This is a genomic window from Sphingobium sp. (assembly GCA_035196065.1).
In the GTDB taxonomy this organism is placed as follows: Bacteria; Pseudomonadota; Alphaproteobacteria; order Sphingomonadales; family Sphingomonadaceae; genus Sphingorhabdus_B; species Sphingorhabdus_B rara.
This window is the reverse complement of record CP136575.1, coordinates 391,713-414,735: the sequence shown is the minus strand read 5'-3', so window position 1 is coordinate 414,735 and position 23,023 is coordinate 391,713. Positions and strand designations below refer to the sequence as shown.

Here is a 23,023-nt window from a genome sequence, read left to right as displayed (position 1 = left end):
CTATGTCCAAGGCTTCAGACCGCGCATACCTCCAAATCAGGGCGATGATCCTGTCCGGCGCGCTCGCGCCCGGATCGCAAATCCGCGAAGAGCAGCTTGCCGAAAGCTGCGGCGTTTCTCGCACGCCGGTGCGTGACGCCCTCAACCGGTTGGAGAGCGAATTGCTGATCCGCCGTTCGGAATCGCAGCGCAGCTTTGTGGCCAACTGGTCTATCGATGACGTCGAAGAAGCTTTCATCTTGCGCGAGATGCTCGAGGGGCTCGCGGCGCGGCGGGCAGCTGAGCGCATTAGTCGCGATCAGCTTCAGCAATTGCAACAGCTGAACGCCGCGATCGGACGCACCGTGCAAACTGTGCACGCTGATATCCCTGCATTTCTGGAGCATAATCGGCAATTTCACGGCATCATTCTTGATGCATCCGCCTCGCCGCGCCTTACAGCCGCGCTTGCCCAATTGATCGAGCAGCCAGTCGTCTGGCGGACGGCGCAAAATTATGATGCGGAAAATTTGCTCCGGTCGCATAGGGAGCATGATGAACTGTTGGCCGCCTTTGCCCGGGGAGACGTCAATTGGGCCGAGGCGGTGATGCGGGCTCATATCCGTCGCGCCTTTCATGCTTATGCTGACGCCCATAGCCGATTGCGTGAACAGGATCTGGCTGCAGCAGAATAGCTGTAGTTGATTTTGTATACAATTCTGCCAAAATGTTTGCATGAGTGCGTCATCTGTTGAATTTGTGGAAGTCGGCCCGCGCGACGGGTTGCAAAATGAAAAGGCCTTGGTTGCGACAACCGACAAGATTGCGCTGATCGAGCGCGCAATCGATGCCGGCGCGCGCCGGATAGAGGTGACCAGTTTCGTTAACCCCAAAAAGGTTCCGCAAATGGCTGATGCTGACGCCGTCTGTGCGGCGCTGCCGCAGCGCGATGATGTGACCTATATTGGGCTTGTCATGAATTTACGCGGTGCCGAACGGGCCATAGCAACCGGTCGGATCAACCAGATCGGGGCCGTCGTCGTATCTACCGACCGCTTTGCGATGGCGAACCAAGGCCAGACAAGCGCCGAATCGGTTGTGGTCGCAAAAGACATTATCTTGCGCGCAAAGGCTGAAAGCCTTAGCGCGCAGGCAACGATTGCCGCCTCGTTCGGATGCCCCTTTGAAGGCGAAGTGGCGGAGGATCAGGTGGTTGTTATTGCGCGGCAGCTTGCCGAGGCCGGGCCTGTTGAAATTGCGCTGGCCGACACGATCGGTGTTGCCGACCCCGCGCATGTCGCGCGGCTTGTCGGCAAAGTCACTGCGGCCGTGCATCCGTTGCCCGTTCGGGTCCATTTCCATAATACGCGGGGCACCGGCCTTGCCAATGTCTGGTCGGCGGTGACTGCGGGGGCCAGCGTAGTGGATGCGGCCTTGGGCGGCATTGGAGGCTGTCCGTTTGCACCCGGTGCGGCTGGCAATGTGGCTAGCGAGGATGTGGTCTATATGCTCGGGCGCGCAGGGGTCGCGACCGGCATGGACCTTGGAAAACTAGTCGAATCGAGCCAGTGGCTCGGGCAAATCATGAACCGCAAACTGCCGGGAATGGTGGCGCAGGCGCCGCTTTTCCCGAAGGTCGGATGAGGAGAGAATAGGTTATGGGCTATCGCCTAGGAGTCGATGTCGGGGGGACGTTCACCGACCTTTTACTGTTTAACACTGAGACTGGGTCTTTCTGGCGGCACAAGACGCCTTCGACCCCGTATGACAGCAGCGAAGGCATCTTGAACGGGGTCAACGCGATCTGCGACAAGGCAGGCGTTGGCGCATCGGACATCGATTATTTTCTCCATGGCACGACCGTTGCGACAAATGCGGTTCTGGAAGGCAAGGGCGCGCGCGTCGGCCTGATCACGACCGAAGGCCACCGTCACATCATGCAGATTGCGCGTAGTTTTGTTCCGGGCGGTCTTGCCGCATGGATCATCTGGCCCAAGCCGCAGCCGCTCGCCGCGCTGGAGGATACGGTCACGGTCAAGGGGCGGATCGACGCCACCGGTACTGAAATTCGTCCACTCGACGAGGCAGGCGCGCGGGAGGCGCTGACCCAGTTGAAGGCGCAGGGTGTCGAGGCGATCACCGTCAGCTTCATCAACGCCTATACCAATGGCAGCCACGAGAAACGCGTCGGCGAACTCGCCCGCGAAATCATGCAGGACGTGCCTGTCTCGCTCAGTCATGAAGTGCTCCCCGAAATGCAGGAATATGAGCGGACGCTCACCACCGTTGCGAACGCTGCGGTGCGCCCGGTCGTCGGCAAATATGTGTCTAACCTGCGGGACAAGCTGGCCATTGCCGGCATGGCGGGCAAGCTATCGTTGTTGCGCTCCGACGGAGGTCTGATGTCGGCGCAAAAGGCGGAGGAACAGCCGGTCAATATCCTCATGTCAGGCCCGGCTGGCGGCGTGACCGGCGCATTGTGGGTCGCGAAAAATGCAGGGTTCAAAAACATCCTGACGCTTGACGTCGGCGGCACCTCGACCGACGTTGCCCTAATTGAAAATCTGGAACCACGCCGCCAACGCACCACCGAGGTGGGACATTTGTCGGTGCGCGCATCTGCGCTGGATGTGAAAACGGTTGGCGCAGGCGGTGGCTCCATTGCCTATGTGCCCGAACTGACCGGTGCGCTGCGCGTTGGCCCACAATCGGCGGGCGCGGTGCCCGGGCCTGTGGCTTATGGCAAGGGCGGGGAGCTTCCTACGGTGACTGACGCCAATGTCGTCCTCGGTTATCTGCCGGAGAACTTGTTGGGCGGCACTTTCAACCTCGACCGTGAAGGCGCGAAAAAGGCGGTACAGACAATCGCCGACGCGCTCGGCATAGACTTGATGGCGGCGGCGCGCGGCATTATCGATATCGTCAACGAAAACATGTTTGGCGCATTGCGGATGATCTCTGTGCAACAGGGCTATGATCCCCGCCACTTTGCCCTGATGGGCTTTGGCGGCGCGGGCCCGCTTCATGTCAATGCGGTCGCTCGGTTGATGGGCAGCTGGCCGGCAATCTCACCAGTGTCGCCTGGCGTGCTCTGCGCGTTGGGAGATGCAACGACGCGGATGCGTACCGAAACCGCGCGCAGCTTCTCGCGGCTTGCAAAGGATACCAAGGCGGAAGAACTGATCGCGATCCTTGAGGAGATGGCGGCGCAGACCCATTCCGAACTACGCAACGACGGCGTTCCCGAAAACGAGATCACCAGCGAGTTCGAAGTCGACGTCCGTTATGCCGGTCAGGCCTTTGAAGTGCCATTGACGATCACCGCCGATGCGCTGCGCGAAAAGGGCGTAGAAGGTATATTGCAGCGCTTTGATGAAGAGCATTTGCGATTGTTCACCTTCAACATGGATACGCCCCATGAAATCGTGAACCTGCGCGCGGTCGCGCTGGGTCGCAGTCTGGATCTGCCTGCGGCGGAACTGCCAAAGGGTGACGGAAACCCGGCTGCCGCCAAGATGCGTGATCACACGCTCTGGATGGATGGCAAGGAACAGGCCGCCGTCATTTACGACCGAGCAAAGTTGCGGCAGGGCGATGTCATCCCTGGCCCAGCGATCGTCGTCGAAATGGATTCGACCACGCTTATCGAAACCGGCTGCGTCGCGACTGTCGATGCCGTTGGCAACATCCTGATCAATCTGGCTTAAGGAGCACCGCGATGCCTGCAACCATTGTGGAAACCAATCCCACGCCTTTCAAAAAGATCGATATCGATCCGGTAACGCTCGACATCATCGAAAACGCCTTGCGCAACGCGCGTATCGAGATGGACGCGACGCTGGTGCGGACCGCCATGTCGCCGGGTATCCGGGAACAGGGCGATGCCTTTCCGCTGATCGCCGACCATAGTGGTAAGATGATCGTCGGTCAGTTCGGCAGCTTTATCGACGGCTTCCTGCGCGGCTTTGACGGTACGTTGGAAGATGGCGACATGATCTTCCTGTCGGACCCCTATAGCTGCGAAGGCGCGATTAGCCATTCGAACGATTGGCTGGTGCTGTTGCCGGTGTTCAAGGACGGGCGCCTGCTCGCTTATACTGCCATGTTCGGCCACCAGTCAGACATTGGCGGCAAGGTTGTAGGCTCGATGCCGATCAACGCGCGTTCGATTTTCGAGGAAGGCGTGCGTATCCCGCCGGTGAAAATCTGGCGCAAGGGCGAATATAATGACGATCTGATGAAGCTTGTCATGCACCAGACGAGGAAGCCGGACTGGTGCCAGGCCGACCTTAACGCGCTGATCGCATCCTGTCGGGTTGCTGCGCGCCGCGTGGTCGAGATGGCCGAACGTTTCGGTGACGATGTCTATGTCTCGGCAACCCAGGAACTGCTCGCGCGCAACCACCGTGCGATGAAGGCACTGATCGGCATGGCTGTGGCCGAAGAGCCTGTCAGTTTTGAAGATTATATCTGCGACGATGGCATGGGCTATGGCCCTTACAAGATCAAATGCACCATGCGCCGTGAAGGCGAAAAGGTGGTCCTTGATTTCGCCGGCACCGACCCACAGTCGGCCGCGTCGATCAACTTCTATCTCAACGAGAACATGTTTAAGATGTTCTTCGGCATCTACATGATCATGGTCTTCGATCCGCAGATCCTGTTCAATGACGGCTTCTATGATTTGATCGATGTCCGCATCCCCGAAGGATCGCTGCTGAAGCCGAAATTCCCTGCCGCGCTATCGGGTCGTACCCATGCGCTGGGCCGGATTTTCGACATATTGGGTGGTTTGCTTGGCCAAAAGACGCCGGAATTCCTGAACGCCGCAGGCTTCAGCTCCAGCCCCCATTTGTTCTATTCGGGTAATGATCAGCGCGCGGGCAAGGGCGGCGAATGGTTCCAACTGTTCCAGATCGGCTTCGGCGGCATTCCGGGCCGGCCGCTGGGAGACGGACCTGATGGCCACTCGCTCTGGCCGGGTTTCACCAATGTGCCCAACGAGTTTCTCGAACGCTATTTCCCGCTGCTGATCGAACGGTATGAAACCGAACCCGATAGCGGCGGTGCTGGCCTGCACCGCGGCGGCAACGGCATTCACATGACCTACCGATTCCTTAGCCCGGGAACAATCTCGATCCATGATGATCGCTGGTTCGTGCCGCCATGGGGCGTCAATGGGGGGCATCCGGGGATGCGTGCGAAGAAGCTGCTCGAAAAGGCTGATGGCAGTGTCGAGATCATCGGCAACAAGGTGGAGGATGTGCATGTCGAGAAAGACGACCAGTTGCATTTCATCACCTGGGGCGGCGGCGGCTGGGGCGACCCGCTCGAACGCGACCCTGCACTTGTCGGCAAGGAAATCGTTCAGGGGCTTGTTACTGCCAAAGGTGCACTCGACTATGGCGTCATCGCGAACGACAATGGCGAGATTGACGCAGTTGCCACAGAGAAACTGCGCGCAGAGATGCGCAGCAGGCGGGGTGAACTGAAATTGTTCGACTATGGCCCCTCGATTGACGATTTACGCGCCAATTGTGCCGACGAAACCGGCCTGCCCGCGCCGACGCAGCCGGTGTGGACGACGCTGCAGGCTGCCGAATAATGACAAGTGCAGGTGCGCTTTCTGACATAAAGGTCGTTGAACTCGGCCAGCTTCTCGCTGGTCCGTTCTGCGGCCAGTTGCTCGGCGATATGGGTGCGGACGTCATTAAGGTCGAACCCCCCGGTGAGGGCGATCCAATGCGTTTGTGGGGCCAGGGTGCCGAGAAGGTGCAATGGGAAGTGATCGCGCGTAATAAGCGTTCGGTTTCCGCCAATCTGCGGGTTCCCGAAGGCCAGGCGCTTGTCCGCAGCCTTATTGCCAAGGCTGATGTTCTGATCGAGAATTTCAAGCCTGGCACGATGGAAAAATGGGGACTTGGTCCCGATGTCCTTCATGCGGACAATCCAGGCCTGATCATCGCGCGCATGTCCGGCTATGGCCAAACCGGCCCTTATAGTGACCGGGCTGGCTTTGGCGGCATTGGTGAGGCGATGGGTGGCTGGCGCTATATTGTGGGCGAGCCGGACCGGCCGCCCAGCCGCATGGGTGTATCGATCGGAGACACGCTGACAGCGACCTATGGTTGCATCGGCGTGCTTTCGGCGCTTCATGTGCGGAAAAACACTGGCAAGGGGCAGGTAGTCGATGCGGCCTTGTATGAAAGCGTGCTGCAGGTGATGGAAGGGCTGGTTCCCGAATATGACCGCACCGGCTTTATCCGCGAAAGGTCGGGTTCGATCCTAACCGGCATTGCGCCTTCGAACGTCTATATCTGCAAGGACGGCGAATATATGATCGGGGCGAATAAGGATTCGCTTTGGCAGCGGCTCGCCGAGGCGATGGGTCTACCTGAGCTTGGCACCGACCCGCGCTATGCCACCCATCTCGCGCGCGGCGAAAACCAGTTGGAACTCGATGAACGGATCAACGCCTGGACGAAGACGCTGACTGTTGATGAGGTTGACGCGTTGATGACGCACTATTCGATCCCCGCCGGCCGTGTGTATCGCGCACCAGAGATGCTCGCTGACCCGCACTTCAAGGCCCGCGAGGCGATCATCGAGGTTGAGACAGAGCGTTTCGGCAAGTTGAAGATGCAGAATGCATTTCCCAAGCTGTCGGAAACGCCCAGTGGCGTGCGCCGTCCGGCACCCTCGGTCGTCGGGCAGCATAATGCTGAGGTTTACGGCGAATATCTTGGGCTAAGCGAAGCTGACCTTGCCGAACTGGCCGCGGCAGGTTCGATCTGATGCCTGCTGACGATCTCAACGCTAACTATGTCGGCGCCTTTGACGGGCATTTGCCCTTTGGTGCGCGGCCGGCGTTGCTGATCGTCGATTATGTGATGGCCTATCTCGACGCGTCCTCGCCGCTTTATGCCGGCGTCGAGGGTGCATTGGCGAGCAGCGAACGGTTGCTCGCGGCCGCGCGCGGAGCGGCCATTCCAGTGTTTTTTACCAATGTCGTCTATGAACCTGGCGGTGCCAATGGGGGTCTATTTTACCAGAAAATCCCTGCTCTTCGAGTGTTCGATGCCGGTTCACCGCTTGGCGCTTTCCCTCCAAGTCTTGAACCAATCGCGGGCGAAACGGTGATATCAAAACAATATGCCTCGGCCTTTTTTGGAACGTCCCTTGCCGTTCTGCTGGAGGCCAAAGGCGTCGATACGCTTTTGATTGCCGGACTTTCCACCTCGGGATGCGTGCGGGCATCGGCGCTTGATGCGTTGCAAAGCGGTTTTGCACCTTTTGTTGTGCGCGATGCCTGCGGTGATCGTCACCCTGCCCCGCATGAGGCCAATCTGTTCGACCTGCAGGCCAAATATGCCGAAGTGATATCTGAAAGCGATGCAATTGATCGTATGCGCGCTTGCGCCTAGATAGCGGCATATGAAATCATCTGTTGCCCCCAAAACTGCTGCTGCTGCCGATCGTGCGGAACTTGTCCGCATGCTGGAAACGATCGACGCGCGGCTGCGCTGGCTTTCCTCTTGGATCATCCACAACGCCAATCATATCCGCGAAAGCCGCGACGGGCTGAAGGTCGGCGGACATCAGGCAAGCTGCGCCTCGATGACGGCGATCATGTCGGCGCTTTATTTCCATGCGCTCCGCCCGCAAGACAAGGTAGCGGTAAAGCCACACGCGGGGCCGGTGTTGCATGCGATCCACTATCTGCTCGGCAATCAAAGCCTCGAACAATTGCAGACATTTCGCGCCATGGGCGGCGCCCAAAGCTATCCTAGCCGGACCAAAGACCGCATTCCGGTCGATTTTTCAACCGGCTCGGTCGGTCTTGGTGTGGCGATTACTGCTTTTTCCAGTCTGGTGCAGGATTATCTGATCGCGCACGGCCAGATGAATGAAGGTGACGCCGGGCGGATGATCGCACTGATGGGCGACGCTGAACTTGATGAAGGCAATATCTACGAATGCCTGATCGAGGGGTATAAGCACGACATCCGCAACTGCTGGTGGATTGTCGACTATAATCGCCAGTCGCTAGACAGCACGACGGCGGATCGCATGTTCCGCCGTTTCGACGATATCTTTGAAACCTGCGGCTGGCGCGTGCTGACGCTGAAGCATGGAAAATTGCAGCGGGAAGTCTTTCAGCGGCCGGGCGGCAAGGCGATCGAGCAATGGATCGACGATTGCCCTAATGCCGAATATGCGGCGCTGACCTATCAAGGTGGTGCGGCATGGCGCGCGCGGCTGACGGCGGACCTGTCGGGCAACCGTTCGGCACTGAAACTGATCGCGAGCTTTGACGATGACCAGCTGTCGGCACTGATGCTCAACCTTGGCGGCCATTGTATCGAAACGCTGCTCGACGCTTTTGCCGAGGCAGATGACGAGCGGCCTACCATGTTCATTGCCTACACGGTCAAAGGCTATGGGCTGCCCTTTCAGGGGCATAAGGACAATCATGCCGGCCTGATGAACCCAACACAGATCGCCGCGCTCCGCACCAGCCTGGGGATCAATGAGGGCGAGGAATGGGCACCCTTTGCCGGCATGGGGGCCAATAGCGCAGCGGCGGTGCAGGCCTTTATCGAGCCGCGCCGGCCTGCAATCATTCCGCAGCGACCAGTGCCCGGACCGATAACCGTACCAAAGCGCTTTCCGGTTCCGGACGGCAAAGAACAATCTACCCAGGCGGCCTTCGGACGCATCCTTCTTGATCTTGCCAAATCGGGCGACCCGTTTGCTGATCGCATCGTTACCACATCCCCTGACGTTACGGTTTCGACCAATTTGGGTGCCTTTGTGAACCAGCGCGGGCTTTTCCGGCGGCAGGAACTGAAGGATATTTTTGCCGGTTACAAAATCCCCAGCCCGCAAAAATGGGAAGGACATGAGGCGGGCCAGCACATCGAGCTGGGCATCGCCGAGAACAACCTGTTTCTCATGCTCGCCGCGTTAGGCTTGTCCGCGCCATTGTTTGGGCAGCGGCTTTTGCCCGTCGGCACGGTTTATGATCCCTTCATTTCGCGCGGCCTCGATGCGTTGAACTATGCCTGCTATCAGGACGCGCGCTTCCTGCTGGTGGCAACGCCCTCCGGCCTGACGTTGGGCCCTGAGGGCGGCGCACACCAGTCGATCAACACCCCGCTGATCGGGATGGGGCAACCGGGCCTGGATTATTTCGAACCCGCCTTTGCCGATGAACTTGCGCTGTTCATGCAGCGCGCCTTTGCACGGATCGATGCCCCTGATGGCGGGTCGACCTATTTGCGGCTCACGACCCGCGCGATTGAGCAGGTTGAGCGCACCGATGATAGTTGGGAGGCTGATGCGCTTAAGGGCGGATATTGGCTGCGCCACCCTGCGCCTGGCGCGAACGCTGCAATTGCTTTTACTGGCGCGCTTGCGCCGGAAGTGCTGACCGCATGGGATGAACTGCGCGAGGATATTTCCGGCCTCGGCCTCCTCAACATTACCTCACCCGATTTGCTGCATCGCGATTGGTCTGCTGCTGCTGCAAGTCGCTGGCAGAATGGCGAACGCCAACCTGCGCATATCGAAAAGCTACTGGCACCGCTGTCATCGTCGGCCGTAATCGTCACCGCGATTGACGGATCGCCCGGGGCGTTGAGCTGGATCGGCGCAGTGCGCGGGCATCGGGTCAGCGGGTTGGGCCTCGACCGTTTCGGACAAACCGGTGATCTTCCGGATCTCTACAGCGCCTACCGGCTCGATAGCGATGCGATGATCGATGCAATGGCGGGCCTGTTCCTCGATTGATGGGGCAACGCGCTCGCACCGGCTTGACGATGGGTGCCGCTGCGCTAGCGTAGGCGATATGAAAAAACCTGTTCTGATCGCCGCGCTTGCCGCCTCACTTCCGTTTGCCACGCCGCTTTGGGCGCAAAGCCCGCCAACTGTCAGTGCACCAGCAGCTGACTTTGCGGTTCTGGATGCAGCCTTTGCCAAATGGATGGAGGAATCGCACGTCCCTGGTCTTGTCTGGGGCGTCGTGAAGGATGGCAAGCTTGTCCACGTAAAGGCATTGGGCGTGCAGGAACTTGATGGCCGCACCCCCGTTACGCCCGCCACCGCGTTCCGTATCGCGTCGATGACCAAGGCCTTTACCGGCTATTCGATCTTGCGGCTGCGGGACGAAGGCAAACTGCGGCTTGACGATCCGGTGAGCAAATATGTGGCCGAAACAAAAGGCTGGGCCGATGCAATCACCGTCGGCGATCTGCTCCACCACACCGCGGGCTTTGTTACTGATGATCCATGGGGCGACCGGCAGCAGCCTTTGCCCGAGGCTGAATTCACCAAGATGCTGAAAGCGGGCGTGCCGTTCACTGCCGCGCCCGATACGCGTTATGAATATTCCAATTTCGGCTATGCCCTGCTCGGCCGGATCGTCACCAATGCCTCTGGGCAGGATTATGCCGAACGCGTCGGTGCGACCGTTTTGAAACCGCTCGGCATGGCCGCGACGCGGTATGAGGTTCGCGATGTGCCGCAGGGCCGGTTGGCTAAGGGATATCGGTGGGAAAATGATGCATGGTCGCTTGAGCCGACCATGGCCCATGGTGCCTTTGGCGCGATGGGCGGATTGGTAACCACGGGCGAAGATTATGCTCGCTGGATCGGCTATCTGCTGTCGGCTTGGCCTGCGATCGACAAAGAGGCGCAATCGGCGAAGACGATACGCGCGATGCAATATGGTGGCGGTCTCCTTCATAGCCGGCGGCGCCCGGGTGCAGAAGGCGATAGCTGCCGCTTGTCGGCTATTTACGGTGCGGGGCTAGTGGCGGCCAGCGATTGTACACTGGGCAATGTGCTGTTCCATGGCGGCGGTTTCCCGGGTTATGGCAGCCACATGCTGCTGGTGCCCGATGCGGGCCTAGGCGTCTTTGCACTCTCCAACCGCACCTATGCCGGGCCAAGCGGGCCCGTTTGGGATGCCGCGACTGCATTGTTCAAATCCGGCTTTGCCAGCCCGCGCGCATTGCCGATATCCGATCATCTGCGTACCGCCTATGCCACCGCGCGGCGGATCTGGCAGGCCGGCGGCGTCGAGGGTGAAAGTAGAAATCTGGCGATGAATTTTGCAATGGACCGTAGCGACGCCAATTGGCGCCGTATACTCGCCGAGGCTGCCGCGAAAAGCGGGACGTGCGACCTTGACGCCGCGATCGTGCCGACCGGCCGCCTGTCGGGTCGGTTCAGCTGGAACTGCGCCAACGGAAAGATCGAGGGTAGCCTGCTGCTCGCTCCTACCGCTGACCCACAAATCCAGTCGCTCGCATTTCAATCAGTGGCAAAACCCTGATGCCTGTCTATCGACTTGGACGGCAAGCATCGGCATAGGGGCCGCGATGACAAACGACATCCTCACTCGAATCGATGGGCATGCTGGCGTAATCAGCCTTAACCGCCCCGCAGCCATCCACGCGCTGACGCTCGATATGGTGCACGCTATGACGGCCGCACTGCAAGCCTGGAAAACAGACTCGGCGGTGCAATGCGTTATTATCGATCATGCCGAAGGTCGGGGGTTTTGCGCGGGCGGCGACATCGCTTTCCTGCGCAACTCGGCGCTGAATGACAATGGCGTTTCGGGTCTGCGCTTCTTTCATGACGAATATCAGCTTAATCACCTGCTCTATACCTATCCCAAGCCGGTGGTCGCATTCATGGACGGGATCACCATGGGCGGCGGTGTCGGCATCAGCCAGCCGGCGCATTTCCGCGTGGCGACATCGAACACCCGTTTCGCCATGCCCGAAACCGGAATCGGCCTGTTTCCTGATGTTGGCGGCGGCTGGTACCTTTCGCGGCTTGAAGGGCGTGTGGGTCAATTCCTTGCGCTGACTGGTGCACGGATCGACGGTGCGGAATGCCTCGCGCTTGGCCTGGCGACCCATTATCTCGCTTCCGAAGCGCTGGCCGAGGCTAAGGCGCGCATCGCGACTGAGGATGTGGAACGGATTGACGGCATATTGGGGACGCTTGCCGACACAGCGCCCGATGCACGCATTCTTGGCAATATCTTTGATATCAACCGCCATTTCGCGTCTGACCGCTATGAGGATATCCTCGCCAGCCTTGACGGCGATGATAGCGCTTGGGCTGTGAAGGAACTCGCCACGTTGCGAACCAAAAGCCCGCAGACCTGCAAAGTTGCGCTTCGCCAACTGCATGAGAGCGCCGCGCTTTCGGATTTTGCCGACAATATGGCGATGGAATATCGCATCGCTTCCCGTGTGCTTATCCGCCCCGATTTTGCTGAAGGCGTGCGCGCGGTGATCGTCGACAAGGACAATCAGCCCAAATGGGATCCGGCCAGCGCCGAAGCCGTGAGCGTAGCCTTGATCGACGAGATCTTTGCGCCGCTTCCCACCGATGAAGAATGGAAACCGCTATGACTTATGAAACGCTGCTTGTGGAAACGCGCGGTGCCGTGACGCTGATCACATTGAACCGGCCGCAAGCGCTGAACGCTCTCAACAGCCAGGTGCTCACCGACCTGATTGCTGCCTTTGCCGCCTTTGATGCCGATGAAAGCCAACGTTGCGCCGTGCTGACCGGCAGCGAAAAGGCCTTTGCTGCGGGTGCGGATATCAAGGAAATGGCGTCGCGTAGCTTTGCCGACATGTATGGCGGCAATTTCTTCGCAGGCTATGACCGCGTCACTGCCACGCGTAAGCCGATGATTGCCGCGGTGGCGGGATACGCCTTGGGCGGTGGCTGCGAACTTGCGATGATGGCCGACATCATCATCGCTGCGGACAATGCGAAATTCGGTCAGCCTGAAATCAAGCTGGCGGTGACGCCGGGCATGGGCGGATCGCAGCGGTTGACGCGCGCGATCGGCAAGGCAAAGGCGATGGAAATGTGCCTTACAGGTCGCAACATGGATGCGGCAGAGGCCGAACGCTCCGGCCTCGTCGCCAAGGTTGTGCCGCTCGCCGATCTGCAGGCAGAGGCGTTGAAGATGGCAGAGACGATCGCGGGCATGGCTCCGCTCGCCGCAATTGCCGTCAAGGAAATGGTCAGCGCCGCTTATGAAACGACGTTGCAGCAAGGCGTTGTTTTCGAACGGCGGCTGTTCCACGGCCTGTTCGGTAGCGCCGACCAGAAGGAAGGCATGGCCGCCTTTGTCGAAAAAAGGCCTGGCAACTGGACAGGGAAATAAAGGCAAGGGCGAACCGCGCGGGGCTTGTCTTGCGCCCCGCACCTTGGTAAGCGCCCGCCAACGCCGCTTTAGCTCAGTCGGTAGAGCACATCATTCGTAATGATGGGGTCACGTGTTCGAGTCACGTAAGCGGCACCATACAGTCCTTTATCCGGCTGATCTCCAACGATAAACGCCGCAAACTGGGCCCGAAAGGGCGCAGTTTTTGGCGGTTTTGACGCGTTGGATGTTGCGCTGGAGACAGCTTCTATTTGCCGCCTTGGCGCATCCAGAATGGCACCAGTCTCCAGTGGCGGTTTTTCGGCTGCTTTTTGACATCGATAAATTGGAGATGTTAGCGCGAGATTCGCCTCTCTCGCGCTTTGTTGAGTTAGCTCATTTCGAACAAAGTTCGCTGCTCAGCCCAAGAGGCCGACATCGCCATGGTGCGCAGCTTAGTTGTGGTCAGCGAGCTTGGCTGCTTGCCTGCAAGTACCGCCGTGACAATGTCCGGGGCGAGGCAGGATAGCTCGATGAGCTTTGTGAGATGATTGCTAGACGTGCCTTGCTGTTTGGCGAGATCAGTCAGCGACGTATCGGAGTGGGCAAGTATGAGCTTGCGGGCTGCATGAGCCTCGGCGAGCAGGGTGATCAGCTTGGTGTCGCGCTGTCTTTGTGGAGATGAAGCCACCGGACATGCTTGTTTGACCGGCGCCGTCGGAGGCGGGCCATCACCTTCAATGACCAATCGGATCTGCCGGCCATGCCGCAGGCGGTTGGCAGCGACACTCAGGATGATGGGCGCTGATTGCGGATTGGCTGGAATGCTAAAAACTTGCGCAAGACCGCCTTGCGATAGCGTAAGCTCTACCCGGTCTTCATGGAGCACAGCCTGTGCGAGTATCTGGGTGATGATCTGATGCTTGGCCTGCACAGAGCCACTGCGTAGCGTGGCTGCGGTTACACTTACACCTGCCTTTGCGAGCGCCTGCTGCAAGGTGTGGGCATCAATGTCGCTGGGAGTGAGCGCGGCTATGTTGCTGGGTACCGAGAAGTAGGCAGCTAGCCTTTGGGTGACGATCTGCTCCAGATCATGTGCTGAGATCCTATAGGCAGGCTGATCTTTGTACAGGTCAGGCCGGGTCACATAATAGCGATAGCGTAATCTCTTGGTTTGGCCTTTGCTAACGGGCGTACCATTGCCTTGGCCCTTGGTTGTGCCCTTACCGGTCTCCTGAGCTTTGCCCCGACCCTTATCCTTACTTGCATGGCTCGGTGTCATGGCCCGACCTTCACTATCGATGAGGATGCCTGTCAGCAGACTGGGCTGCTGTCCTTTAAGCCTGCGTGATGAGCCTGCCGTATTGGCTTTGAGCTTGTCCTGAACCGCCTGCCAGATATCGTCAGTGACGATCGCATCATGCTCGCCTGGATAGACATCATGTTTGTGGGCGATGTTGCCCTGATAAATGGGGTTGGCAAGCAAGTGATAGAGCATGCCGCGCCGGAAAATGCCGCCACCGCGCTGGGAACCATTGGCCCCAAGTTTAACCTTGGTCTTATATCCCTTGGCATTGAGATCATCGACAAGCTCTACAACTGAACCCAGTTCCAGATAGCGGGCATAGATATGCCGGACGAGATCGGCTTCCGTCTCATTGATCACAAGCCTCCGGTCTTTGACATCATAGCCTAAAGGAAGTGGCCCACCCATCCATAGCCCTTTGCGCTTGGAGGCAGCGATCTTGTCCCGGATCCGCTCGCCGGTCACTTCACGTTCGAACTGGGCAAAGGAGAGGAGCATGTTGAGGGTAAGCCTGCCCATGCTGGTTGTGGTGTTGAACGCCTGTGTGATCGACACAAAGCTTGCCTTGGCCATATCCAAGACATCAACGATTTTGGCAAAGTCAGACAGGCTGCGGGTGAGCCTGTCGATCTTATATACAAGGATGATATCGACCCTGCCATCTGCCACATCCTCAAGCAGACGCTTAAGGCCAGGGCGTTCCATATTGCCCCCTGAATAGCCGCCATCATCATAACGGTCTGGCAAGAGATGCCAGCCTTCATGCTTCTGGCTCAATGCATAAGCAGCACAGGCCTCATATTGGGCATCAAGGCTGTTAAACTCCTGTTCGAGCCCATCCTCTGTCGATTTACGAGTATAGACCGCGCAGCGCTTGAAACTCTCAGCCACGGCCTGCAATCCCGAAGAACCTAGGGCCTGACCAGCGCGTACCGGTGACGGTTCGCGCAATCTCGCTCAAGGAGCGATAACGCACATCATTCCAGACAAAGCCATCACCCACCACATCGACGCTGATCGTACGGCCGTTCCACTCACGCACAAGGCGGGTGCCTGTTGCAAGTGTCACTTGGCGTAAAGGGGAGGGTGGCCTGTGCAGCGACGCGGTTGGTGCAGATGACGCTGCAGATGGGCACTTCATAACCTCACGGGCAGCCGCATCCAGCTTGCGCATGTCTGAAGCTGGCAGCCCTCCGTAGACCCGTTCCTGCACCAACTGTGCGAGCAGGCGCTGGAGTAGGGGCAGGGGTAGCCGGGGTGCTTCGCCAAAACCGAGAGCATGCCACTGCTCCAACAGATCAGGCAGAGATAAGTTAGCAATGGCATCCAGTTCCGCTGCAAGCATCACATCCGCATCCCTCACCGTATCATCTCCAGATGATAGCGGCTGATACCGGACGCCTTTGAACGCAGCAGTTTGTAGCGGCGGTGTGTCCGTAAAGCTGTGAGGAAGGCCCTACACGTACAGGCCTTCCAGCCTGTGGCCTGCATGACTTCAGCGAGGCTCGCGCCATCTTCTGTCATGAGCATGGCCCGCACCATAGCGGCTTTGCCCTGTGTACTTTGTTCAGGATTGTAAAACAGTCTATCCAATGGGTGGTCTCCATTGCAGCAGCACTATGCCGCTGCACCACCCAAAGCCCTGCAAGCAATGCCTGCAGGGGCAATTAGCGCTCATTCCCAAGCGCATGCGAATCGCGCGGGTCCACTCGCTCCAGTCGCACCAGAAGTCGAGTGCTATATGCAGGCGTACCCCAAAAAGCTCCTGCTCGACTGCAATAGCCGGTCATGGCTTCATCTAAGTCATGACCACGCAAGACAGACAGGATGAGGTTGGAGCGACCCTCGCGCAGATCGCAATGATCGCAGAAGAGGTGAATGTGCTCGCACTGGAAGGTTCGGGTGCAAGTGTCGCCCAGGCTGAGCAGTTGGCATGCGTGGCTGAGGTTAAACTGCGGGGGAGAGAAGTGTTGGGGCTTTGTAAAAGCATTAGTGAGCCGCCTACCAAGAGCTATCAGTCATCATGGTCTGTTCCGCGGTACTAAGAGTTCGAATCCCTTCTGCGGCCCTGTCAGAGCAAATGCACCGGCTAGGCGCAGGGGTCGAGGGCTGCTAGCTGCGCAGAATGCCGAGACCGAAGAGGCCCGCCAATCCCTTCCGCTATTTCAACTCATCATCTGAGGTGATCCGCCTCGTGGTGATGATGTACGTCCGGTTTCCGCTGTCGCTGCGGAACGTCGAGGACCTGCTGTTCGAGCGGGGAATAGACATCTGCCATGAGACGGTGCGCTTCGGGTGGAACCGCTTTGGCCCAATGTTCGCTGCCGATATCCGCCGGCAGCGGGTCTCACGAATGAAGGGCTTTCGCCACTGGAACTGGCACCTCGACGAGATGTACGTGAAGATTGGCGGAGAGATGCACTACCTGTGGCGCGCGGTCGATCAGGAAGGTGAGATCCTCGACAGTTACGTCACAAAGACCAGAGATAAGAAAGCTGCGCTGGCATTCATAAAGAAGGCGCTGAAGCGGCACGGTTGCGTCGAGACAATTACCACCGACGGCCTGCGGTCCTACGGCGCAGCGATGGACGAGTTGGGCAATCGGGAGAAGCAGGAGATCGGCCGCTGGGCCAACAACAGGGTTGAGAACAGCCACCTCCCCTTCAGGCGACGAGAGCGTGCGATGCTCAGATTTCGGCAGATGAAGTCGCTACAGAAGTTCGCCTCCGTCCACGCCTCACTGCACAACCACTTTGCCTCAGACCGCCACCTCGTTGACCGAAAGACCTACAAGCTCCATCGCTCAGCCGCCTTGGCTGAGTGGCATTCTCTCGCTGCCTGAGGCGCAGCGGCCACTTGCCTTGCCCTTGTTCAGTGGAGACCGGTTAGCGTTAGACTGACAGCACCGACCCGCTGCCAAAAGGCGGTCAGGAAGGCTCCCTAATCCTCAGCATCGACAGGGCGGCAAGCGCCATCACGATCGCTGCAAAGGCCATTGTCCAGATCGGTTCGGTCGGGAAGAAATGCTTCAGGATCGTTCCCATTACTGTCGCTACCAGCAGTTGCGGGACAACGATAAACACGTTGAAAAGACCCATGAAGATGCCCAGCTTGTGTTGCGGAAGGCTTGAGGCCAGAATCGCATAGGGCATGGCTAGGATCGACGCCCAAGCGATTCCGATGCCAATTTCTGCAGCCAAGAGCCATTGCGGATCGCGGATGAACAGAAATGCTGCAAACCCCGCAGCTCCTGCCAACAGGCAGACCATATGGGTACGGACCTTGCCGATCCTTTCTGCGAGTCGCGGCAACAGGAAAAGCGCTGCAAGTGTGGCCACACCATTATAGGCCGCAAAAAGAATGCCCACCCAATTGCCGCCGTCGTTGTAAGCGGTAGAGTTGGGATCAGCTGAGCCGAAGCTATATTGGGCGACAACGGGGGTGGTAAAAATCCACATGATGAACAACGCCGACCAACTGAAAAATTGTGCAACCGCCAGTTTTTTCATTATTTCAGGCATGCTCGAAAAATCGCCGACGATATGGCTGAGCATGTTGTTCGTCCGTCCGGCCTTTGCGAGCTGGATTGCAGTAATGCTTGCAAGGCCGTAGCCCGCCATCAGTGCCCCTAGCAGGTAGATCTCCTTTTCGAGGTCAGCGATCGCCACCAAGCTCGCTACGAGTACGCCTGTACCAATCCAGATCAGCGAAGATGTGACAGCGCGGCCAGAGAGCGCATCGACTGACGTTGCATCATCCACTTCATCACCATGGTTGAAACCGCGCATCTGTTCGGGTGAATACTCTGTTGTCATCACCACGGTCCACATGACTGAGATGAAGTAGACAGCGCCGCCAAACCAGAAGCTATACTTTACAGTATCTGGAATGCTGCCTTTTGAAACTTCGTTTGCAACACCGAGATGATCGAGAACCCAGGGGAATACTGATCCTACCACGGCGCCGGCGCCGATAAAGGCGGTTTGCAGTGCATAGCCCTTGGTATGCTGATCTTTGCGCAGCATATCGCCAACAAATGCACGGAACGGCTCCATGGAGACGTTGATTGACGCATCGAGAACCCAGAGCATAATGGCCGCGAACCATAGAGCCGGAGCAAGGGGCATAACGATGAGGGCCAGCGAAGCCATGATTGCACCAGCAAGGAAGTAGGGGCGCCTCCTCCCGAGTCGACCCAGCCATGTTCGATCGCTCATATGACCGATGATCGGCTGCACAAGCAGGCCGGTAAGCGGGGCTGCGACCCACAACGCAGTCAGGTTATCGAGGCTCTCACCAAGCAACTGGAAGATACGCGACATATTGGCATTCTGGAGGGCAAAGCCGATCTGGATGCCGAAAAAGCCAAACGAAATATTCCATAGGCCCCAAAAGCCCTGCCGCGGCTTTTCCATTATTCTCTCCCCAGAAATTTTTACGCAGTCTGGCAGTGAAACCGGGATGCGACAACGGCTGTTGGGGCGGTCGGGCTACGTATACGTATACGATCGGCTTGATGGCGGCGCATTACCGCGCGCCGCACGACTTCCTTACGACTAGTTTCGCAGGCAGCTTTTCGGTTGGTGCGTCGGCGCCTTCGATAAGTTTCAGCAACGCATCGATCAACATCTCGCCTGCACGGCGATAATCCTGCTGCACAGTTGTCAGCGGTGGATGGGCTAGCGCGGCAGCCGGGATATCATCAAAACCGATAATGGCGACATCGCCCGGCACGCTAAGGCCCGCCTCCTGCAATGCGCGCATTGCACCGATTGCAATCAGGTCGCTCGCAGCAAAAATTGCGTCGAAAGCGGCACCCCCGGAAATCAGGTGTCGGGCAGCGTGATATCCCGACTGCTCGGTGCTGATTGCATCGTGCTGAAGTGCAAGGGTGCTTGCCAATCCGGCTGCGTCGATCGCCGATTGAGCGCCGAGGAAGCGGTCTCGAAATTCGGGTGCGTGGCTTGTTGCTTGGCCCAGGAAGGCAATACGTCGCCGACCTTGCGCGATCAGATGTTCCGCCGCCATCCGTCCGCCGTCGAAATTGTCGCACCCGATTGTTACGCCCAGTTGATCCGCGCCGACAAAACCCCAGCGCACGTAATGCGTGCCTTGCTCGATCAGCTGTTCCAGCTTGGGCCGATAGGTCGAATAGTCACCATAGCCCAGCAGGATGATGCCATCGGCTTTGCGGCTGTCTTCATAATCGACATGCCAGTTTGCCGAAAGCTGCTGGAACGAGATCAGAAGATCCTGATTCCTCTCGGCCGCACGCCGCGTAATGAATGCCAGCATCGACAGGAAAAACGGATTGATGCCCGTTTCGTCAGCTGTCGGGTCTTCGAAAAAGAGAAGCGCCAGCGTATTCGACCTCTGCGTGCGCAGGCTCGAAGCGTTTTTGTCGACCTTATAATTTAGCTGCTGGGCGATCGCTTCGATGCGTTTTCTTGTTTGCTCGGATACCGACGGGCTGCCGCGTAACGCGCGCGATACGGTGGGCTGCGAAACACCAGCCAGTTGAGCGATGTCGAACGATGTACGTTTGGGTGGCGGCATAGCTGCTAGCTGCTCTCCTCAATATCAAACATAGAGCGGCACTAAGACTTTCGCAACGCCGGGCGCAGCATTCTTGAATACGTATGTGAATAGCTGTCCATCGGGCAAGCCCGCGTAGTATTGATTGCGAACTGGCCAAAAAGGGAGGCCATGCTTTGAATTTTAGATGGCAGGCCGGCAACGAACGGGCTGCAAGTGAGGGGATATAGGATGTCTGCTTCGTGGAAAACGAACGAACTACGCACGCGTCTGGTGCAAACCACCAGTGCAACCGCGGTCGCGCTTGCTGTTTTTGTAGCAATGCCGGATGCCGCTTACGCGCAAGATGCTGCTGCGCAGGATGAGGACGAGGAGATCATTGTCTCTGGCTTCCGCGCAAGCCTTGAAAGTGCGGTTGGTGAAAAGAAAAATGCCGAACAGATCCTTGAATCGGTTTCGGCTGAAGACATCGGCAAGTTGCCCGATGCGTCGATTGGCGAGTCGATTGCTCGCCTTCCAGGCGTGACCTCGCAGCGCCTCAGTGGCCGCGCTAACGTCATCGCCATTCGCGGCTTTGGCCCCGATTTTTCGCAAACGCTTCTCAATGGTCGTGAACAGACCTCGACTGGCGATAACCGTGCGGTCGAGTTTGACCAATATCCGTCAGAAGTCGTTAATCAGGTCGTGGTCTACAAATCGCCGACGGCTTCGCTGATTGGACAGGGCCTTGTCGGCACCATCGATATTCGCACGATCCGTCCGCTTGAATACGGAAAGTCCGTAATCGCCGTCGGTGCGCGCGCATCTTACGCAGACCTCGGAAAGCTTAATGCCGGTTCGCAGGACCTTGGCTATCGCGCCAATGCTGCCTTCGTCGATCAGTTCAAGGACGACACTATCGGCATCTCGCTCGCTGCGTCTTACGTCGACGAGCCTTACCAGCTGCAAGAATTCAATGCTTGGGGCTATAATGGCGGCTTTGGTCCGGCACAAGTTATCAACGGTTCCAAATCCTATGTGACCTCGACCCAGCTGAAGCGTTTCGGCCTCAATGGTACGCTGCAGGTGCAGCCTGCGCCCGAATGGATGGTCACGCTCGATGGCTTCTACAGCCATTTTGATGATGACCAGATCAAGCGCGGTATCGAACTTCCGGTGGGCTGGTTTGGTACCACTTTCAACCCTGCAACCGCTACCGTCCAGGATGGCGTCTATGTTTCGGGCACCTTCAACAATGTGCAGGGCGTAGTCCGCAACGATGTGTTTAACCGCAAGGCCGACCTGTATTCGTTCGGTTTCAACACAAAATATGAAGGTGATGATGGCTGGAAAGCCAGCTTTGACATTGGTTACTCGAAGACTGATCGCAGCGAACTGAGCTTTGAGTCCTACGCGGGAACGGGCTTCAACTGGGACAATCCGTTTCAGACGGGGGACGAATTCGCCGCTGGCGACCGGACCGACTCGATCCGTTTCCAGACAGGACCGCGCGGAACCACCTTCCAGCCGACTTTGAATTACAGTGATCCTGCGCTGATCCGCTTGACCGATCCGCTGGGTTGGGGTGGCAGCCTCACGGTTCCGCAGGCTGGTTATTTCAACGATCGTCAGATCAAAGATGAGCTGACGCAGTTACGTGCCGATATTGAAAAGGAAGTCGGCGGTTTCTTGTCAGCCGTGAAGCTGGGCCTCAATTACACCAACCGTGACAAGAGCCTTAACCCGGATGAATATTTTATCCGTCTCAAAAATGGCGCGACAATCTTGCCGATTCCGTCAAGCCTGCTGCTGCGTCCGACCAATCTCTCCTATCTTGGCCTTGGCCCGATGGTTAGTTACGATCCGCGCTCGCTGATCAAGGATGGCACCTATGTGCTGCAGCCGAATTTGTCGAACGACATTCCCGCAAAGGCTTTCCAGGTCAGCGAAGACATCTTGACCGCTTATCTGCAGGCCGACATCGAACAGGAAGTCGGTTCGGCAACGCTGACGGGTAATGTGGGCGTTCAGGTGATCAACACGGATCAGGGGTCCAAGGGGCTTGCCTTCGCCGGTGGCCGTCAGGTCCCTGTGCAACTCGGCACTGATTATTGGGACGTGCTGCCCAGCCTCAACCTGTCGATGCGCTTTCTGAGCGATTTCGTGATCCGCTTTGCGGCTGCACGTGAAATCCAGCGTCCGCGCCTTGATGACCTGCGTGTTGCGATCGGCTATGGCCTCGACAATAATATCGCTGCCAGTCCGACGCGCACTGCCCCATTCATCAGCGGCGGAGGTGGCAACCCGTTGCTTGAGCCTTATCGTGCGACTGCGTTCGACTTGAACCTCGAAAAATACTTCGCTGATGGTCAGGGCGTCATTGCTGCGCAACTCTTCTACAAGAAGATAACGAACTATATCGACAAGACCCGCTTCGTATTCGATTATGCAGCCTTCCCGCTCCCGGCTGGTCCAACGCCGCCGTCGCGAATTGGCCTCCTTGAAGCGCCTTTCAACACAGGTGGAGGCAAGATGTATGGTGCGGAATTGTCGCTGACTCTTCCGTTCTCGGCTTTTGCTTCGGCACTTGAAGGCTTCGGTGTCACAGGTGGTGTTGGTTACACCAAGACGCGTGTTCGCGATGCCAATGATAATATTGCCCAAATTCCGGGCTATTCGAAGTGGGTCGCCAACGGCACTGCCTATTTCGAGAAGAACGGTTTCAATGCTCGTGGCAGCTTGCGTTATCGTTCAACTTTCCTTGGCGACTTCACTGGCTTTGGTGGTTCGCCGACGAGGCGTACCGCACTTGGCGAGACGATTGTGGACGCCCAGATCGGGTATGACTTCCAGGAAGGCAGTGCACTTTCCGGCTTGTCGCTATACCTGCAAGGTCAGAACCTGACCGATGAGCGTTTTGCCTCGATCGACGGCAACCGTCTGAAAGTCATCGACTATCAGATCTATGGTCGCCGTTACCTCGCAGGCTTTACTTACAAGTTCTAAGAGGTCTTGGGGTTCCCGTCTGGGTCGCGTAAAGG

17 protein-coding genes and 1 tRNA gene are annotated in these 23,023 nt (G+C 58.0%); 13 read left to right on the top strand and 5 right to left on the bottom strand.

Annotation, left to right across the window (positions count from 1 at the left end; genetic code table 11):
- The first annotated feature begins 2 nt into the window (after positions 1 to 2).
- The 11 genes from RSE16_01980 to RSE16_01930 all read left to right on the top strand — a co-directional run bounded on the left by RSE16_01980 (position 3) and on the right by RSE16_01930 (position 13,321).
- Complete coding sequence (locus RSE16_01980; protein WRH76264.1) at positions 3 to 674, top strand: GntR family transcriptional regulator; 672 nt, start codon at positions 3 to 5, stop codon at positions 672 to 674.
- A gap of 40 nt (positions 675 to 714) precedes the next feature.
- Entirely contained in the window at positions 715 to 1,623 is a 909-nt protein-coding gene (locus RSE16_01975) for a hydroxymethylglutaryl-CoA lyase (GenBank protein ID WRH76263.1), read from the top strand.
- 14 nt (positions 1,624 to 1,637) lie between these two features.
- Positions 1,638 to 3,686, top strand: coding sequence for a hydantoinase/oxoprolinase family protein (locus RSE16_01970; GenBank protein ID WRH76262.1), 2,049 nt, complete (start codon positions 1,638 to 1,640; stop codon positions 3,684 to 3,686).
- 11 nt (positions 3,687 to 3,697) lie between these two features.
- Complete coding sequence (locus tag RSE16_01965) at positions 3,698 to 5,584, top strand: hydantoinase B/oxoprolinase family protein (protein WRH76261.1); 1,887 nt, start codon at positions 3,698 to 3,700, stop codon at positions 5,582 to 5,584.
- Positions 5,584 to 6,774, top strand: coding sequence for a CoA transferase (locus RSE16_01960; protein WRH76260.1), 1,191 nt, complete (start codon positions 5,584 to 5,586; stop codon positions 6,772 to 6,774). Before RSE16_01965 ends, RSE16_01960 begins: the two co-directional genes overlap by 1 nt.
- Positions 6,774 to 7,403 carry an isochorismatase family protein gene (locus RSE16_01955; GenBank protein WRH76259.1) on the top strand — a complete coding sequence of 210 codons (630 nt, stop codon included), beginning with the start codon at positions 6,774 to 6,776 and terminating at the stop codon, positions 7,401 to 7,403. Before RSE16_01960 ends, RSE16_01955 begins: the two co-directional genes overlap by 1 nt.
- A gap of 10 nt (positions 7,404 to 7,413) precedes the next feature.
- Positions 7,414 to 9,771, top strand: a complete 2,358-nt coding sequence (locus RSE16_01950) for a transketolase (GenBank protein ID WRH76258.1) — start codon at positions 7,414 to 7,416, stop codon at positions 9,769 to 9,771.
- A gap of 58 nt (positions 9,772 to 9,829) precedes the next feature.
- Positions 9,830 to 11,317 (top strand): serine hydrolase domain-containing protein, encoded by a 1,488-nt coding sequence (locus RSE16_01945; protein ID WRH76257.1) that lies wholly within the window; start codon positions 9,830 to 9,832, stop codon positions 11,315 to 11,317.
- A 46-nt stretch (positions 11,318 to 11,363) separates the two neighbouring features.
- Entirely contained in the window at positions 11,364 to 12,413 is a 1,050-nt protein-coding gene (locus RSE16_01940) for an enoyl-CoA hydratase/isomerase family protein (protein ID WRH76256.1), read from the top strand.
- Positions 12,410 to 13,183, top strand: coding sequence for an enoyl-CoA hydratase (locus RSE16_01935; protein ID WRH76255.1), 774 nt, complete (start codon positions 12,410 to 12,412; stop codon positions 13,181 to 13,183). Before RSE16_01940 ends, RSE16_01935 begins: the two co-directional genes overlap by 4 nt.
- Before the next feature lie 62 nt (positions 13,184 to 13,245).
- Positions 13,246 to 13,321: transfer RNA gene (locus RSE16_01930), tRNA-Thr, on the top strand.
- A 232-nt stretch (positions 13,322 to 13,553) separates the two neighbouring features.
- On the opposite strand, the gene RSE16_01925 is transcribed toward RSE16_01930, so the two are convergent.
- Genes RSE16_01925 through RSE16_01915 form a run of 3 tightly spaced genes read right to left on the bottom strand, consistent with a single transcriptional unit; the run spans position 13,554 to position 16,061 of the window.
- A complete protein-coding gene (locus RSE16_01925; GenBank protein WRH76254.1) occupies positions 13,554 to 15,359 on the bottom strand; it encodes a recombinase family protein in 1,806 nt (601 codons plus the stop codon).
- On the bottom strand, positions 15,352 to 15,831 hold the full coding sequence (locus tag RSE16_01920) for a DUF2924 domain-containing protein (protein WRH76253.1): 480 nt from the start codon (positions 15,829 to 15,831) through the stop codon (positions 15,352 to 15,354). Before RSE16_01920 ends, RSE16_01925 begins: the two co-directional genes overlap by 8 nt.
- Positions 15,828 to 16,061 carry a DUF3489 domain-containing protein gene (locus RSE16_01915; GenBank protein WRH76252.1) on the bottom strand — a complete coding sequence of 78 codons (234 nt, stop codon included), beginning with the start codon at positions 16,059 to 16,061 and terminating at the stop codon, positions 15,828 to 15,830. The genes RSE16_01920 and RSE16_01915 overlap by 4 nt, the downstream gene beginning before the upstream one ends.
- Before the next feature lie 532 nt (positions 16,062 to 16,593).
- Between RSE16_01915 and RSE16_01910 the strand changes: the two genes are divergently transcribed.
- Positions 16,594 to 17,310, top strand: coding sequence for an IS6 family transposase (locus RSE16_01910; protein ID WRH76251.1), 717 nt, complete (start codon positions 16,594 to 16,596; stop codon positions 17,308 to 17,310).
- Positions 17,311 to 17,395: 85 nt separating this feature from the next.
- On the opposite strand, the gene RSE16_01905 is transcribed toward RSE16_01910, so the two are convergent.
- Together RSE16_01905 and RSE16_01900 are read right to left on the bottom strand one after the other, a co-directional pair.
- Complete coding sequence (locus tag RSE16_01905) at positions 17,396 to 18,883, bottom strand: MFS transporter (protein ID WRH76250.1); 1,488 nt, start codon at positions 18,881 to 18,883, stop codon at positions 17,396 to 17,398.
- Between the two features lie 112 nt (positions 18,884 to 18,995).
- Positions 18,996 to 20,024 (bottom strand): LacI family DNA-binding transcriptional regulator, encoded by a 1,029-nt coding sequence (locus tag RSE16_01900; GenBank protein ID WRH76249.1) that lies wholly within the window; start codon positions 20,022 to 20,024, stop codon positions 18,996 to 18,998.
- Between the two features lie 210 nt (positions 20,025 to 20,234).
- Between RSE16_01900 and RSE16_01895 the strand changes: the two genes are divergently transcribed.
- Positions 20,235 to 22,988, top strand: a complete 2,754-nt coding sequence (locus tag RSE16_01895; GenBank protein WRH76248.1) for a TonB-dependent receptor — start codon at positions 20,235 to 20,237, stop codon at positions 22,986 to 22,988.
- The last annotated feature ends 35 nt before the right edge of the window (positions 22,989 to 23,023 follow it).

Coding starts and splice junctions, on each gene's coding strand:
- RSE16_01935 (WRH76255.1), top strand. CDS start 12,410: ATGACTTATGAAACGCTGCTTGTGGAAACGCGCGGTGCCGTGACGCTG.
- RSE16_01955 (WRH76259.1), top strand. CDS start 6,774: ATGCCTGCTGACGATCTCAACGCTAACTATGTCGGCGCCTTTGACGGG.
- RSE16_01960 (WRH76260.1), top strand. CDS start 5,584: ATGACAAGTGCAGGTGCGCTTTCTGACATAAAGGTCGTTGAACTCGGC.
- RSE16_01945 (WRH76257.1), top strand. CDS start 9,830: ATGAAAAAACCTGTTCTGATCGCCGCGCTTGCCGCCTCACTTCCGTTT.
- RSE16_01950 (WRH76258.1), top strand. CDS start 7,414: ATGAAATCATCTGTTGCCCCCAAAACTGCTGCTGCTGCCGATCGTGCG.
- RSE16_01895 (WRH76248.1), top strand. CDS start 20,235: ATGTCTGCTTCGTGGAAAACGAACGAACTACGCACGCGTCTGGTGCAA.
- RSE16_01905 (WRH76250.1), bottom strand. CDS start 18,883: ATGGAAAAGCCGCGGCAGGGCTTTTGGGGCCTATGGAATATTTCGTTT.
- RSE16_01970 (WRH76262.1), top strand. CDS start 1,638: ATGGGCTATCGCCTAGGAGTCGATGTCGGGGGGACGTTCACCGACCTT.
- RSE16_01940 (WRH76256.1), top strand. CDS start 11,364: ATGACAAACGACATCCTCACTCGAATCGATGGGCATGCTGGCGTAATC.
- RSE16_01910 (WRH76251.1), top strand. CDS start 16,594: ATGCCGAGACCGAAGAGGCCCGCCAATCCCTTCCGCTATTTCAACTCA.
- RSE16_01900 (WRH76249.1), bottom strand. CDS start 20,024: ATGCCGCCACCCAAACGTACATCGTTCGACATCGCTCAACTGGCTGGT.
- RSE16_01965 (WRH76261.1), top strand. CDS start 3,698: ATGCCTGCAACCATTGTGGAAACCAATCCCACGCCTTTCAAAAAGATC.
- RSE16_01980 (WRH76264.1), top strand. CDS start 3: ATGTCCAAGGCTTCAGACCGCGCATACCTCCAAATCAGGGCGATGATC.
- RSE16_01975 (WRH76263.1), top strand. CDS start 715: ATGAGTGCGTCATCTGTTGAATTTGTGGAAGTCGGCCCGCGCGACGGG.